This is a genomic window from Deinococcus sp. JMULE3, from assembly GCF_013337115.1.
GTDB lineage: Bacteria > Deinococcota > Deinococci > Deinococcales > Deinococcaceae > Deinococcus.
In genome coordinates, this window is sequence record NZ_SGWE01000004.1 from 1,925,219 (window position 1) to 1,939,406 (window position 14,188).

The 14,188-nt window shown below is 69.8% G+C and carries 13 protein-coding genes; 7 read left to right on the forward strand and 6 right to left on the reverse strand.

Annotation, left to right across the window (positions count from 1 at the left end):
• Positions 1-64 precede the first annotated feature (64 nt).
• The gene (locus tag EXW95_RS12220) at positions 65-1,318 is read right to left on the reverse strand and encodes an MFS transporter (protein ID WP_371810041.1); all 1,254 of its coding nucleotides are present in this window, start codon (positions 1,316-1,318) and stop codon (positions 65-67) included.
• The gene (gene nth, locus EXW95_RS12225) at positions 1,315-2,013 is read right to left on the reverse strand and encodes an endonuclease III (RefSeq protein WP_174367671.1); all 699 of its coding nucleotides are present in this window, start codon (positions 2,011-2,013) and stop codon (positions 1,315-1,317) included. Before nth ends, EXW95_RS12220 begins: the two co-directional genes overlap by 4 nt.
• 94 nt (positions 2,014-2,107) lie before the next feature.
• Between nth and EXW95_RS12230 the strand changes: the two genes are divergently transcribed.
• On the forward strand, positions 2,108-2,329 hold the full coding sequence (locus EXW95_RS12230) for a hypothetical protein (RefSeq protein ID WP_062159414.1): 222 nt from the start codon (positions 2,108-2,110) through the stop codon (positions 2,327-2,329).
• Positions 2,330-2,534: 205 nt separating this feature from the next.
• Here EXW95_RS12230 and EXW95_RS12235 read toward each other — a convergent pair whose 3' ends face one another.
• Positions 2,535-3,482 carry an ABC transporter substrate-binding protein gene (locus EXW95_RS12235; RefSeq protein WP_174367672.1) on the reverse strand — a complete coding sequence of 316 codons (948 nt, stop codon included), beginning with the start codon at positions 3,480-3,482 and terminating at the stop codon, positions 2,535-2,537.
• 298 nt (positions 3,483-3,780) lie between these two features.
• On the opposite strand from EXW95_RS12235, the gene EXW95_RS12240 reads away from it, so the two are divergent.
• From EXW95_RS12240 to EXW95_RS12250, 3 genes are all read left to right on the forward strand, one after another.
• Positions 3,781-3,984 (forward strand): hypothetical protein, encoded by a 204-nt coding sequence (locus EXW95_RS12240; RefSeq protein ID WP_174367673.1) that lies wholly within the window; start codon positions 3,781-3,783, stop codon positions 3,982-3,984.
• 161 nt (positions 3,985-4,145) lie between these two features.
• Positions 4,146-4,928: a hypothetical protein gene (locus tag EXW95_RS12245; RefSeq protein WP_174367674.1), complete on the forward strand. Its 783-nt coding sequence runs from the start codon at positions 4,146-4,148 to the stop codon at positions 4,926-4,928.
• Between the two features lie 183 nt (positions 4,929-5,111).
• A complete protein-coding gene (locus EXW95_RS12250; RefSeq protein ID WP_174367675.1) occupies positions 5,112-6,986 on the forward strand; it encodes a hypothetical protein in 1,875 nt (624 codons plus the stop codon).
• A gap of 57 nt (positions 6,987-7,043) precedes the next feature.
• Here EXW95_RS12250 and EXW95_RS12255 read toward each other — a convergent pair whose 3' ends face one another.
• Positions 7,044-9,038, reverse strand: coding sequence for a S9 family peptidase (locus EXW95_RS12255; protein ID WP_174367676.1), 1,995 nt, complete (start codon positions 9,036-9,038; stop codon positions 7,044-7,046).
• Positions 9,039-9,383: 345 nt separating this feature from the next.
• On the opposite strand from EXW95_RS12255, the gene EXW95_RS12260 reads away from it, so the two are divergent.
• Entirely contained in the window at positions 9,384-9,575 is a 192-nt protein-coding gene (locus EXW95_RS12260) for a hypothetical protein (RefSeq protein WP_174367677.1), read from the forward strand.
• A gap of 89 nt (positions 9,576-9,664) precedes the next feature.
• Positions 9,665-10,777, forward strand: coding sequence for a M20 family metallopeptidase (locus EXW95_RS12265; protein ID WP_174367678.1), 1,113 nt, complete (start codon positions 9,665-9,667; stop codon positions 10,775-10,777).
• 54 nt (positions 10,778-10,831) lie between these two features.
• Here the strand turns inward: EXW95_RS12265 and EXW95_RS12270 are convergent, their stop codons facing one another.
• A complete protein-coding gene (locus EXW95_RS12270; RefSeq protein ID WP_174367679.1) occupies positions 10,832-12,751 on the reverse strand; it encodes a bifunctional diguanylate cyclase/phosphodiesterase in 1,920 nt (639 codons plus the stop codon).
• Between the two features lie 181 nt (positions 12,752-12,932).
• Between EXW95_RS12270 and EXW95_RS12275 the strand changes: the two genes are divergently transcribed.
• Positions 12,933-13,226, forward strand: coding sequence for a hypothetical protein (locus EXW95_RS12275; RefSeq protein ID WP_174367680.1), 294 nt, complete (start codon positions 12,933-12,935; stop codon positions 13,224-13,226).
• Between the two features lie 206 nt (positions 13,227-13,432).
• On the opposite strand, the gene EXW95_RS12280 is transcribed toward EXW95_RS12275, so the two are convergent.
• Complete coding sequence (locus EXW95_RS12280) at positions 13,433-14,152, reverse strand: PIG-L deacetylase family protein (RefSeq protein WP_174367681.1); 720 nt, start codon at positions 14,150-14,152, stop codon at positions 13,433-13,435.
• Positions 14,153-14,188: the final 36 nt, after the last annotated feature.

A 14,188-nucleotide genomic window follows, 5' to 3' on the forward strand; every position in this document is an offset into this window, starting at 1 on the left:
AGTCTACCCCCGTTCATGAGTTCGGAGGTCAACTGAGTATTCATTTCGCCCTGCGGCGCGGCGTTCATGGATTGAGTGTCGCGGGTGTGGGCGTGCGCTGGGCGCGGCGGTACAGGCCCAGGTAGATCGCCAGGACGCTCGCGCCGTACATCAGCAGCGTCCACGCGAACAGCGCGTTGAAGGCGGTGGTGAAGGGCAGCGCGCCGCGCACCACGCCGGACAGGATGCTGCTGATCGCCCAGCCCAGGTCCCACGCGATGAGGTTCACGGCGGAGTACATGGGCCGGTCCTCCTCGGGCAGGGCGGTCATGGCGTAGGCGCTGTACACGGGCCCGGCGGCGTTCATCAGTGCGCCGCGCGTGAACAGCGCCGCCGTGACCATCCACAGCTGCGGCGCGAAGCCCAGCACCGCCAGGAACGGCAGGCTGCACGCCTGCACGAGCAGCACCGCCTGGAGCTGACCCATGCGGCGCACCAGCAGGGGTTGCAGCAGAGCCGTGGCGGCGGTCGCCAGGCTGGTCCAGGCGAACAGGGTGCCCAGGCCCGCGTAGGACACGTTGAATTTCCCCTCGATGAACACGTTCAGGAACGGGATGGTCGCGCCCGCGCCCAGGCCCACGAGGATGTTCGGCAGGACCAGCCGGGCCATGGTGGCGCGGTCCCGGACGTGGAAGCTGCGCCCGGTGGGTTTCGTCTTCCCGGTGGGTTTCAGGCCCAGGACGGGCAGCACGCCCAGGAGTTGCAGTCCGGCGGCGACCAGCAGCGCGGCCCGCAGCGCGCCCAGCGCGTCGGGCGCGGTGCCGGTGCTCTGGGCGTACAGGGTGGGAATCTGCCCGCCCAGCAGGTTCCCCAGGAAGCCCGCGCCGGTCATCAACGCGTTCTGCACGCTGAACAGCGTGACGCGGCTGCGTTCGTCGCTGTTGTTCGCCATGAACGGCGACGCGGCGACCATGCTCAGCGCCCCGCCCGCGCCCTGCACGATCGCGCCCACGATGACCAGCACCGGCCCGTTCGCCAGGACCAGCAGGCCCAGGCCCAGCAGGTTCAGGGCCGCGCCGACCTTCAGCGCGTGCGCGTTGCTGATGCGCCGCGCGACCGCCACCGCCGGGAGGCTCAGGCACGCCAGGGTGATGGCGGGCAGCGCGTTCATGACGCCCTGCCACTCGGCACCCAGGCCCAGCGCCCGCAGGTAGAAGTTCAGGAACAGCGCCGTGAACGCCTGCGACAGCCCGAACGTGAACACCGACGCCAGGAACAGCCACACCTGCCGCGAGAAGCGCCACGTCTGCCCCCGCTGCGGCCCCAGGTTGCCGCTCACGCCACGCCGACTTTCGGGCAGAAGCTCGCCATGACGCACGCGCCGCACTCGGGTTTACGGGCCGCGCAGACCCGGCGGCCGTGCAGGATCAGCGCGTGGTGCAGGAACACCCACCGTTCACGTGGGAACAGCCGCTGCAGGTCCGCCTCGACCTTGTCGGGGTTGGTCTGCACGCTCAGGCCCAGGCGGCGCGCCAGTCGGCCCACGTGCGTGTCCACCGCGATCGCCGGGTACCCGAACGCGTTGGACAGGACCACGTTCGCGGTCTTGCGGCCCGCGCCGGGCAGCGCCACCACCGCGTCGAAATCGTTCGGGACCTCCCCGCCGTGCCGTTCGACCAGCAGCCGCGCCAGCGCCGCGAGGTTGCGGGCCTTGGCGCGGTACAGCCCGATCCGGCGGATGAACGGCTCGATGTCCTCCGCGTCGGCGCGGCTCATGGCGTGCGCGTCCGGGTAAGCGTCGAACAGCGCGGGTGTCGCGGCGTTCACGCTCACGTCCGTCGCCTGCGCGCTCAGGACCGTCGCCACGAGCAGCTCGAACGGCGTGCGGAACTCCAGTTCCGTCCGCGCGTCCGGGTACAGGCCCTCCAGCGCCGTCAGGACCTGCGGGGCCCGCACCCGCGCGCCCGGCGGCAGCCTCGCCGCACTCTTCTTCTTCCCACCTGTCTGCCCTGTCCCACCTGTCTGCCCGGTCACCCCGCCACGCTACACCCCGCCCGTCACGCACGTCCGCGCGTCTGGGACAGCCAGGGGCCGCAACCCACGCCTGCCGATCCGCGTACCTGGGAGCATGAGACTCGCCGCGATCCTGCTGGGCATCCTCGCCGCCATCGGCCTGCTGCTGGGCCTGCTGCCCCTGCTGGGCTGGCTGAACTGGCTGCTGGTCCTGCCGCCCGCCGTGCTGGGCCTGATCCTCGCCGTCCTCGCAAAGGACCGGGGCGCGACCACCCTGAACGTCGTCGTCCTCGGACTGGCCGCGCTGCGCCTGTTCCTCGGCGGCGGCGTCCTGTAAGCAGCAGAGGAGGCGGGGCCGCACCACCGCGCCCCGCCTCCCGCTCCCCTGGACGGATTCCGTCTGTTTCGCCCGCAGATCGGAACACCACCGACCTGCGGGCTCCACGCCCGGAACCCGCTTTGCTCCCACTCTGCAGAGCAGCTCTACGAGTCGCATCCGCTCGGGTTGAACGATGCTGCAGATCGTTCAACCGGAGTCGCCCTTATTTCAGCGTCTTGCTGATGTAAGCGTTCGTGTAGTAATCGGTCGCTTTCGCCCCGGCGGGCAGTTTGCCCTGTTTGACCAGTGCCGCAACCGCTTTCGTCCACGCGCTGGGGTTCATGGCGCCCAGGCCGTTCGCCTGCGTGTATGGGCCGGTCATCAGGGGCACGCTGGCTCGCAGGACGTCCAGGCTGCCGCTCGCGCCGAACACGGGCTGCGCCAGCTTGAACGCGCGGGCCGGGTCGGCCACCGTGAACTTCACGCCGCGCTGGCTGGCCCGCACGACCTTCTTCGCCAGGTCCCCGGTCAGGCTCTTGCCGGTGCCGATCAGGCCCACGCCGACCATCGGGTAGGCGTCCGTGACGTCCAGCGTGTACACCTTCTTCCCGCTGGTGCGGGCCAGTTGCAGCACGTCGTTGTTCGCGTAGCCCACCGCGGCGTCCACCCGCCCGGCGCGCACGGCGTCCACCTGCGTGAACCCGATGCTGTTCAGGCGCACGTCGCGCCCCTCGGTGAGGTTCGCGCTGTCCAGCACCGCCTGAATCGCGTGGTACGAACTGCCGAACGGCCCCGGAATCCCCACCGACCTGCCCTTCAGGCTCTCCGGGCCGTTCAGGGGTGAGAAGCTGAACACCGTCACCGGGTTCTTCTGGTACATCGTCATCACGTAGCGCACGTCCGCGCCCTGGTTGCGCGCGAAGATCGCGTCCTCCGGGTCGCCCACCACGAAATCCAGCTTGCCCTGCAGCAGCAGCGGCAGCAGCTGCGACACATACCCGTGCTGGTACTTCACACTCAGGCCCTCGGCGCGGAAGTACCCGAGCTTGTCCGCCACGTAGAACGGCGTGAACTGCACGTCCGGGTTGTACCCCAGCCCGATGTTCACGGTGCGCTGCGCGGACGCGGCGGTGGCCAGCAGGCCCAGCAGGAGGAAAGCGGCACGCTTCATGAGAGGCAGTATAGGCGGGCCAGCTGACCGCGCCGTGACCCTCACGCGGATTCCGTTTGTTTCGCTGACCATCCGGAACTTCACCGGATGGCCAACTCCACGTCCGGAACCCGTTTCTCTCCTTCTCGCATCTGCTCGGATTGAAAGGTTTTGCAAACCTTTCAACCGGAGTTCATATCATTCCCCTCGCCTGCCGACCCGACCCCCGTCCCATCAGCCCGCCTGATGAGCCGAATCCACAAGTCCGATAAAAGCGCGTGGGACACGAGGCGCGGCCCGCACGTGTCACGCTGCGCGCATGGACCTGAACTCCTGGACGCCGGACGACAACGCTCGCCGCTTCGCCACGCTGATTGCCACGGCGTCTGCCGTGTTCACCTTCCTGGCCCTGTGGCTCGGTACTGGCTGGAACCCCCTGCTGGCCCTGCTGCTCGCCGCCGTGGACGCCGTGATCGTGTGGCTGGTGGCCCGCGCGGCCCTGCGCGTGTACTTCCGCCGCTGAAGCCCCACGCAGCATGAACGCCCGCGCAACGCCCGGCCCGCGCTGACGGGTGGTACACTCGGGGGCACGCCCGCACACGCCCCGGCCTCCGGGAGCCCGTGCCCCGGCCGCGCAAACGCGCGCGCACAGGTGGCGGCGGCAGGAATCAAAGGAGAAAACCCATGACCGACAACAACGAGCTGCGCCCCGGTGAGCAGACGCCAGAAGAACTGCGTGACCTGATCCCCCAGCTGGAAGGTGAACCCGACGAGGACGCCGTCCTCGACGCCGAGGAAGCCGCCGCCGACACCAGCGTCAGCGCCGAAGGTGCCGAAGGCGAGGAATTCGAAGAGGAATTCATCGACGCCGACGAACTGATGGCCGTCCTGGCCGAACTGAAGGAACTGCTCGAAGCGCAGGGCAAGGAAATCCGTGGCCTGCGCCGCGAGATGCGCGAGATGCGCGAAAGCCAGGGCCAGGGCGGCTTCCGCCCCCGCGAGGACCGCGGCGAGCGCGGCGGCTTCCAGGGTGGCGACCGCGGCGGCGACCGTGGCGGCTTCCGTCCCCGTGAAGACCGCGGCGGCGACCGTGGTGGCTTCCGCCCCCGCGAGGACCGTGGCGGGTACCAGGGCGGCGGTGACCGCGGCGGCTTCCGTCCCCGCGAGGACCGCGGCGGGTACCAGGGCGGCGGCGACCGCGGCGGCTTCCGCCCCCGTGAAGACCGTGGTGGCTTCCAGGGCGGCGACCGTGGCGGCTTCCGCCCCCGCGACGACCGTGGCGACCGCGGTGGCTTCCAGGGTGGCGACCGCGGCGGTGACCGTGGTGGCTTCCGTCCCCGTGAAGACCGTGGCGGCGACCGCCCCGCGTTCCGCCCCCGTGAAGACCGTCCCGCCGAGCAGGGCGGCGAGTTCCGCCCCCGCGCCCGCGCGGACCGTGGCTGGAACAACCGCCGCGACGACGAGTAACACAGACGAGTAACACCTACTGACAGAAGGGCCGGGCCACAGCGTCCGGCCCTTTCTCATTTCCCCGGAACTCAGCCGGTCACGGTGCGGTCACTGCCCGTTTCGGACACTCCAGTCACCTTCAGCGCGCGGGCGGGCACCATTCCCTCCGCCCGGCCGCCCTGGGGGCATGGAGGGAAGACCATGACCATGAATGCCCGGATGCCCGCCCTGTTGCTGCTGACCCTGACCCTCGCCGCCTGTGGTGGTGGGGGCGGGACGCCCGAACCCGTCGGCACGCCCGTCACCAACCTCGCGGACAGCGGCGCCGGCAGCCTGCGGGACACGCTGGCCGCCGCCAAGAGTGGCGACACGCTGCGCCTGACCGGCACCGGCACCCTGACCCTCGCCAGCCCACTGAACATCGACAAGAACGTGACGATCATCGCCACGGGCGTGACCATCGACGCCGCCGGAAAAGGCCGCGCACTGGACATCGCCAAGGGCGCCACCGTCACCATGCAGGGCGGGACGCTCAAGGGTGGTACTGGGGCGACGGTGGCATTGTCCATTTTTGAACTCCCAGACAGTGGATCGACCGTCGCCACCTGGGGCGGCAACCTGATGAATCAGGGGAACCTCACACTGGATTCAGTGACGGTGCAGGACGGGCAGGCCAACAACGGTGGGGCGATCTTCAACACGCCGGGCGCGACCCTCACGTTGAAGAACGTGACGGTGACGGGCAACCGCGCGACCCTGCCTGCAGCAACGATCGAGAATGAGACTGTGGGCTCGGGTGGCGCGATTGCCAACCGCGGCACGCTGACCGTCGAGAGCGGAAGCTTCAGGAACAACAGTTCTGCGTCGCATGCCGGTGTCATCCGGCACACCACCGGCACGCTCACCATCAAGGGAGGCACCTTCGACACGAACAGCTGCACCCTTCAGGGCTGTGGCGGAGGGGTGATCGCCGCCTTCGGAACAGGCGAGACGCTCATCACCGGAGGCACATTCACCGGAAACTCCACAGCCAGTGATGGTGGCGGCGGCGTGATCCTGCAGGCCCAGTCCTCCAAGGTGACCGTCGCAGGGGGCACGTTCACCGGCAATACCGCCACATTTGGCGGCGTCTACGATCAGTTCCGCGGGGGCACGCTGACCATCTCTGGCGGTACGTTCGAAAAGAACACCGCGACTAGGTACGGCGGGGCCCTTCAGATTGACAGTAACAGTGCTGGATTCAGCATGACCGGCGGCATCATGCGTGGCAATACTGCTGGACTCGCAGGTGGCGGCATCAACAGTGATTCGCCCATGTCCCTGACGGGTGGCGTGATCGAGGACAACACCACGCCGGGTGTCGGGGGTGGCATCGCCACGTACGCGCAGTCCGGCACGCAGCCCACGGTCACGCTGGGCGGCACGCTGGTCATCCGGAACAACCGCGCGGACCGTGGTGGGGGGGTGTCGATCGGCTCGGCGGAGCAGGGCGTCGGCACGCATGTCATTCAGGGAGCCACCATTCAGGGGAACACGGCGCAGACGGCTGGCGGTGGCGTGGCGGTGTGGACCGGCTCGGCGCTGAAGCTGGTGAGCGGCTCGATCACGGGGAATACCGTCGTCACGACGGGCGGTGGGATCGTGGTGGCAGACAAGGGCCGGGTCGAGATGACCGGTGGCAGCATCACGGGAAATACCGTCACGAGCCGCACGGAGGGTCAGGGTGGTGGCGGTGGCATCCGCCTGTATGCCGGGGCCAGCGTGACCGCCAGTGGGGGCACGATCAGCAACAACACGGCGTGGTTCGGCGGGGGTGTGGAGACCAATGGGGCTTACCAAACTTCCCCGACGTCCACGTTCGTGCTGTCCGGCGCGACGGTCAGCGGGAACCGGGCCGATGGTCGTGATGGCGGTGGGTTCTGGAACGACGGGAAGCTGACGATTCAGAGTGGCAGCGTGACGGGCAACTCGGCCCGGAATGGCGGCGGCGTGTTCAACACGCGGGTCGGTGTGTACGCCCAGCCGGGTGGGAGTGTGTCGGGCAACAACCCGGACAACGTGTTCAACTCGCAGTGAAGGCATGACGTGGGGCGGAGGTTCACGGCGAACCTCCGCCCCGCTCTGCTGGCTGGGTCAGGCGGTGGCGGTTTCAGCGGGTGTGGTGCTGGGCGCGAGGTGCCGGTCGAGCCAGCCCAGGTATTCGGTCAGGCGGGTGAGGCGGCGGTCCGGGCGGCCGGAGCGGGACAGTTCGTGGTCCTCGCCGGGGAAGCGGACGAAGCGCACTGGCACGCTGTGGAGGGTGAGGGCGGCGTACCACTGCTCGGCCTGCTCGATGGGGCAGCGGTGGTCGAGGACCGAGTGGACGATCAGGGTGGGGGTCCGGACGTTCTCGACGTACTGGAGGGGGCTCATGTCCCAGAGCTTGAGGGCGTCTGCGCGGCGGTGGAAGTTCAGGCCGAGTTCGTCGTCCCAGAAGCGCAGGCCGATGTCGCTGGTGCCGCCGAATGAGAGCAGGTTGCAGATGCTGCGGTCGGTGATGGCGGCGTGGAAGCGGGTGGTGTGCGAGGTGAGCCAGTTGGTCATGAAGCCGCCGTAGCTGCCGCCCATGACGGCGGTGCGCGTGCGGTCCAGGCGGGGGTGGGTGTCCAGGCAGGCGTCGAAGAAGGCCAGCAGGTCGTCGGCGTCGACGGTGCCCCAGCGGCCGTGGATGGCGTCCACCCAGGCCTGCCCGTAACCGACGCTGCCGCGCGGGTTGCTGTAGCACACGGCCTGACCGCGCGCGGCGTACAGCTGGAATTCGTGCGTGAAGGCGTGCCCGTAGTCGGTGTGCGGGCCACCGTGGATGCTGAGGATCGCGGGGACGGGCCCTGCGCCGTCGGGGAGGATGATCCAGCCTTCGCCCTCGCCGAGTTCGGTGGGGAAGGTCACGCGCACGGGGGTGCGGGGCGTGAAGGGGAGGTTCGCGTGCAGGTCCGTGACCGGCTGGCCGTTCAGGATCACCTCGGGGAACTGGTCGGCCCGTTCGCGGATCAGGGCGAGGCCGCCGCCGCGCGCCGTGAAGGCTGGGACGACGCCCTGCGGGTCGTGGGTGTGGGCCTGCACCGAACCGGACTGCCCGTCGGCGGCGAGGGTGGCGGTGAACAGGCCGCAGCTGCCGCGCACGGTGCTGCTGAACAGCAGGGTGCGGTCGTCCAGCCACGCGGGTTTGTCGGGCATGGCGCCCACGTGGCAGTCGCCGCCCACGCCGTTCCCGACCGGGTGGTCATGCCCGGCGTCCAGCCGCACCGGGGCGGCGTCGCCGGTCAGGGGCAGGAGGTACAGGTGGGTGTGCTCGGTGTTGCCCTGCCCGGCGGGGCGGCCCACCAGCGCGAAGTGCTGCCCGTCCGGGTGGGGGATGACGGCGCTGACGGCGGACGCCCAGCGGGTGACCTGCCGGGGCGTGCCGTGCAGGGACAGGTGCCAGACCTCCTGCTGCCAGTGCGCGCCGCTCAGTTCGTCGGTCGCGGCGATGAACAGCACGCCGCTGCTGTCGGGCAGCCAGGTCACGCCGCCCAGTTCGACCTCTGGCGTGTGCCACTCGCGCAGCTCGCCGCTGGGGACGTGCAGGCGGTAGAGGCGCGCGGCGCGCTCGGGCAGCCAGTCGCGGCCGTTGAAGCGGTAGCGGGGCCTGGTGATGATGCGGGCCTCGCCTCGCTCGTCGCGCTTGTCCTCGTCGTCGGCGGTGGTCATGAACGCCACGTACTGCCCGTCCGGGCTCCACTGGATGTCCGAGACGCCGTTCCGGAAGCGGGTCATGACCTGCGCCTCGCCGCCCGCGAGGGGCAGCAGGTGCAGCTGCGCGCCCTCGCCAGCCTTGCGGGTGAAGGCCAGGGTCTGCCCGTCCGGGGACCAGCGGGGGCTGCCGTCACGGCCCTCGCCGCGCGTCAGGACGCGCTTTCCCTGCGCGTCCGCCAGCCAGATCTGCGACTTGTAGCGGGGTTTGGCGTACGCCGCGTCGGGCTTGTGCGGGTCGTCCTCCTCGATGCGGGTCAGGACGAACGCGGCGCGCTTGCCGTCCGGGCTGACCTGCGGGTCGGAAGGGAACACCAGGGGCAGCAGGCTGTCAGGCCCAGGGATGGGTTGGGTCATGCTCCACAGTCAAGCACGGCGATCCGCCTGTCGCGTGACGGACAGCGGATCATCCCTCGTGGAAGCGCTCCCGAAATGCCGTCCTGGTGGGAGTCCAGGCGATTCCAGAGCTTCATGATCACTGGCTAAAGGGAAAGTGGAACGCCTCTCTCTATTTCCAAACGCTCTTTTCGTACGCTGATCCTACCCGGCCCCCACAGGCCCCTGTTCCTGGCGCCAGCGCACACTCCGCTGACGGACGGAACCCATGATGCCCCCGTCTCGACTCAACTCAGCCTTTCTCATTCCCTTCCGGCCCCGTCAATCCGAACTGGCGCCCGCCACCCCATCATCCCTGGAGGTCTTATGCAAGAACTGTCCTGCACCTGGGTTCCCGGCACCTTTGACGTCGTCCGACTCAAGATCGCCGGTCGCACCATCGAGATGACCAGCACCCGACTCGCCCGCCTGTTCGGCAAGCAGGCCGTTCACGACCTGTACCTCAAGGGCAGCGCCAAACTGAAACTCGACCCCCAGCAGGTCGCCCTGCTCAGCTGAAATCCCCTACACGCTCAGGCCCCCTCACATGAGTGGGGCCTGACTGTTGTGCCGGGCGCCCCTTCACGCGCGGGCGGTAGCATTCCCGCATGACCACCCCGGCAGACGTGGACCTCCAGGCGCTGATCGCCGACCTGAAGATCCTGACCGATCTCGAATCTCCCTCGACCGACCCGGCCGCTATTCAGCACGTCATGGACGTCATCGAAGGCTGGGCGCGCGACCTGGGCGCCGAGACGCACGCGCTGGGCGGCGGCACCCGCGTGTTCCACCTCGGCGTGCAGCCCGGCAGGGCCGACCGGCCCGTGCTGATCCTCACGCACGCCGACACCGTCTGGCCGCACGACACGCTGGAGCACATGCCCTGGCGCGTGGACGGCGACCGCCTGCACGGCCCCGGCACGTACGACATGAAAGCCGGCATCGTCGGCCTGTTCCACGCCCTGCGCGCCCTGCAGGGCCAGTGGCCGCGCGGCGGCGTGACCATCCTGCTGTCCCCCGACGAGGAGATTGGCAGCCCCAGCAGCCGCGACCACATCGAACGCGCCGCGCACGCCGCCCGCGTGGCGCTGGTCGTCGAGCCGCCCGTCGCCGACACGCACGCCCTCAAGACCGGCCGCAAGGGCACCGGCAGTTACCTTCTGACCTTCACCGGCGTCGCCAGCCACGCCGGAAACAAACCCGAAGAAGGCGCCAGTGCCGTCACGGCCGCCGCGCAGGCCACCCTGGACCTCCAGGCCCTCGCCCGCCCGGACCTGGGCACCACGGTCAGCGTCGGCCTGATCCGTGGCGGCAGCGCCGTGAACGTCATCCCCGCCCACGCCACCCTGGAGATCGACCTGCGCGTCAGCACCCTCGCGGAAGCAGACCGGGTGGACGCCGCCGTGCGCGCCTGGACGCCCCACGACCCCCGCGTGACCGTGCAGGTCACGGGCGGCCTGAACCGCCCCCCGTTCGAGCAGAGCGCAGGCACCCTGGCCCTCTTCGAACAGGCCCGCGAGGTCGCCGGGGAACTGGGCTTCGACCTGACGCACGCCGTCGTGGGCGGCGGCAGCGACGGGAACTTCACGGCCCCGATCATCCCCACCCTGGACGGCCTGGGCGCCCCCGGCGACGGCGCGCACGCCCAGCACGAACACGTCCGCCTGGACCGCTGGCCCGACCACGTCCGCCTGCTGACCGAACTCCTGCGCCGCGTCTAGGCGGGAACCTCGGGGCTGCGTCTGAACCGCGGCGCTGCCGGGGGGCACGCCTCGTCAGGACGCGGCGGCATTGGACGCGTCCAGTGCCTGCGGGGCCAGCGGGTGAGGCCGGTCCAGCAGCGCCCGGAACTCCGGCGCGGTCAGCGGCACCGACAGGCCGTGCCCCTGCCCCAGCGGGCAGTTCAGGTCCTGCAGGACCGCCAGGTGCGCCGCCGATTCCACGCCCTCGGCCGTCAGGTCCAGCGGCAGGTGCTGCGTCAGGCCCAGCACCGCGCGCAGCAGCGCCCGTGAGAACTGCCCCGCCTCGGCGTCCGGGAGGTCCACCGTGCACGAGCGGTCCAGTTTCACGCCCGTGATCGGCAGGGTCCGCAGCCGCGCCAGGTTCGAGTACCCGGACCCGAAATCATCGATGCTCAGGCGCACGCCCAGGTCCCGCAACTCCAGCATGGTCCGCGCGGCCCGCTCGTCCTCGTACAGCGCGGCCGTCTCGGTCAACTCCAGTTCCAGCCGCGCGGCACTCAGCCCGGTGTCCAGCAGCGCCTCCCGCACCAGCTCCGCGAAATCCGTCTGCAGCAGCTGCATGGCGCTCACGTTCACGCTGACCGTCACGTCCTCCCACCGCAGCGCTTCCCGGCACGCCTCGCGCAGCACCCACGTCCCGATGGGTGTGATCAACCCCACCCGCTCCGCGACCGGAATGAACTCGCCGGGCGACACGGCGCCCAGGTGCGGGTGCGTCCAGCGCAGCAGCGCCTCGGCCTTCACGGGCCGCAGGTCACTCAGGCGGAACACCGGCTGGAAGTGCAGGCTGAGTTCCTCGCGGGCCAGCGCCAGGCTCAGGTCGCGGGCCAGCACCTGGAAGCGTTCGGTCGCGGCGTCCTGCTGCGGCTGGTAGCGGCGCACCTGCCGCCGCCCGGCGCGTTTCACGGCGTACATGGCGCTGTCCGCGTGCCGCAGCAGTTCCTCGGCGTCGGTCGCGTCGTCCGGGTACACGCTCACGCCGATGCTCAGCGTGATGTCCATCCCGACCTGCTCGCCCGGCACGGCCGGGACCGTCTGCAGCAGGCGCGTGGCTTCCAGGTGCGCCGCGTCGGCACTGAGGCCCGGCAGCAGCACCACGAACTCGTCGCCGCTCAGGCGGTACACGCAGCTGCCCTGCGGGGACAGGCGCTGCAACTCCTGCGCCACGCCGCGCAGCAGGTCATCCCCGACCGCGTGCCCCAGCGTGTCGTTCACGACCTTGAACGCGTCGATATCCACGAACAGCACCGCGAACGTCCCGCCGCGCGCCGTGAGCAGGTCCAGCCGCTCACGCAGCCGCACCCGCCCCGGCAGGCGCGTGAGCAGATCGGTGTACACCAGTTCCCGCAGCACCTGCTGCTCGCCCTGCGCGCGGCCCACCACGTCGTTGCGCCGCACGAAGTACGACGCGCCGTACAGCCCGACCGCCGCCGCCAAGTTGATCTGCACCAGTGCCCGCAGGACGTCCACGTTCACGCCCTGACCTTCCAGCACGGGCCGCAGCACCACAGCGGCACTCAGTGCCGCGATGCCCCCCACCGTCAGGTTCAGCACGCGCCGCACCCGCTGCGACAGGTCGGTCAGCATCGTCCAGGTGATCACCGCCGGGAGCCACACCAGCGTCTCGATCAGTTCCGGCAGAACCGCCCGCTGGTCCCGCAACAGCAGCGCGATCAGCAGCACCTTCACGCCCATGAACGCGCCGCTGCCCGCCGTGAGGACCAGCGTCAACTGCCCGATGCCCGCCCAGCGGCGCAGCACCGCCACCCAGCTGACGACCAGCAGGGCACTCATGCAGGCGTACAGCCACGGGTCCACCAGCCGGTCCCAGGCGTCCCCGCGCCCCATCAGCAGCGCCAGCAGCACCGACGTCTGCACCATGGGCAGTCCCCACAGCAGCATGCGCCGCCAGGCGGTCTGCAGTTCACGTTGTCCAGCGGCTCCTTCCCCCATTCCAACCAGAGCGTATGAAGCGCTTCCGCACAGAATTCATACCGGACCTGACGCGCCGGAACGCGACCCAGCGGGGCAGAATCGCTCATGCGCGTCCAGAACGCGGAAAAGCTCACAGCCGATCCGGACGGCTGCCCCCGGATGGGGGGAGGGACGCTATCCTGCCCCCCGGAGGCCTCCCGTGTTCAACCTGTTCCGCAAGACGCCCGCCAACCCGAACGTGAAACAGGACGACGCGCAGACGTACCGCGTGCGCGTCCGCACCCGCCCCCACGGGGAAGTCGTCGAGTTCCGCTTCACGAAAGGCGCGCACATCGGCGCGGACGACGACGGCGGCTACCTGTACCGCAAACCCGTCGTCAGCCCCCAGCACTTCGACCGGGGCGAACTGATCGTCCGCTTCGACCGCAGTTACCGCGTCACCGCCACCGACGGCGAGAACGTCGACTTCATCCCCGTCAGCGAATGGGAATAGGAGCGGGAGTGGCGGGGCGCGGCGCGCGGGAAGCGGTCAAGGCCTCCCGCGCGCCGCGCCCCGTGAACTCCAACCGCTGTGATCAATGGTGCGGACACCCTTCGGGCGCCAGGGGGGACAAGCATGGAAAACGTCTTCTGTAACGCCATTCCTGTTCACCCCCTCCCAGCCTCCCCCCTCAAGGGGGAGGGGTCAACACTGCGTGTTCATCGCTGGTCTGCCCTGAAGTGATGAACCTGTCCGCATGATGACTTCACCTCGTGGAAGGTCTCCTCGGTCACGCGGTCCGGGAACTTGCGGATGAAATCCACGGTGCTCAGCGCCTGCGTGCGGTGACACGCAATCGCCTGCAACTTGCGCACGATGAAGCGCGTCACGTCGTGGCGCACGTTCGGCGGCAGCCACTCGGCCCGCAGCGCCTCGTTTTCCGGCGGCACGTCGCTGGCGTAGTACCACAGGCGGGGCCGCTCCTCTTCGGGCAGTGCGTCCCAGGCGGCCTTCACCGCGCGGTGCGTGGTCACGTGATCCGGGTGCCCGTTGCTGCCGTTCGGCGGGAACGTCAGGACCACCTCGGGCCGCAGGCGCACCATCGCCTCGCGCGCCACCTCGGTCAGCGCCGAGAGCGGCTGATCCTTCAGGTACTTGTCCGGGAAGCGGTGATGCTCGAACACGCTCCCACCCGCCCGCGCCTCCTCGCCCGTCAGGCCGATCACGTCCAGGCAAGCCGCGAGTTCCACCTCACGCATCCGCGCCAGTTCCTCCGGCGTGTCGCACAGGCCCAGCGTCCGGCCCGCCTCGCCACGCGTCAGCGTGACCAGCCCGCAGGCCTCCCCGGCCTCCAGGTGGCCCATCAGCGTCCCGGACGCGCCGTACACCTCGTCGTCCGGGTGCGGCACGATCAGCAGCAGTTTCAGTCCGTCACTCATCCACCCAGCATAGGCCCGCCTGCCCGTCACCGCGTG

Excerpts from the sequence above, each read along its gene's own strand:
- EXW95_RS12230 (WP_062159414.1), top strand. The coding sequence starts at position 2,108 with ATGAGACTCGCCGCGATCCTGCTGGGCATCCTCGCCGCCATCGGCCTG.
- EXW95_RS12235 (WP_174367672.1), bottom strand. The coding sequence starts at position 3,482 with ATGAAGCGTGCCGCTTTCCTCCTGCTGGGCCTGCTGGCCACCGCCGCG.
- EXW95_RS12240 (WP_174367673.1), top strand. The coding sequence starts at position 3,781 with ATGGACCTGAACTCCTGGACGCCGGACGACAACGCTCGCCGCTTCGCC.
- EXW95_RS12245 (WP_174367674.1), top strand. The coding sequence starts at position 4,146 with ATGACCGACAACAACGAGCTGCGCCCCGGTGAGCAGACGCCAGAAGAA.
- EXW95_RS12250 (WP_174367675.1), top strand. The coding sequence starts at position 5,112 with ATGACCATGAATGCCCGGATGCCCGCCCTGTTGCTGCTGACCCTGACC.
- EXW95_RS12255 (WP_174367676.1), bottom strand. The coding sequence starts at position 9,038 with ATGACCCAACCCATCCCTGGGCCTGACAGCCTGCTGCCCCTGGTGTTC.
- EXW95_RS12260 (WP_174367677.1), top strand. The coding sequence starts at position 9,384 with ATGCAAGAACTGTCCTGCACCTGGGTTCCCGGCACCTTTGACGTCGTC.
- EXW95_RS12265 (WP_174367678.1), top strand. The coding sequence starts at position 9,665 with ATGACCACCCCGGCAGACGTGGACCTCCAGGCGCTGATCGCCGACCTG.
- EXW95_RS12270 (WP_174367679.1), bottom strand. The coding sequence starts at position 12,751 with ATGGGGGAAGGAGCCGCTGGACAACGTGAACTGCAGACCGCCTGGCGG.
- EXW95_RS12280 (WP_174367681.1), bottom strand. The coding sequence starts at position 14,152 with ATGAGTGACGGACTGAAACTGCTGCTGATCGTGCCGCACCCGGACGAC.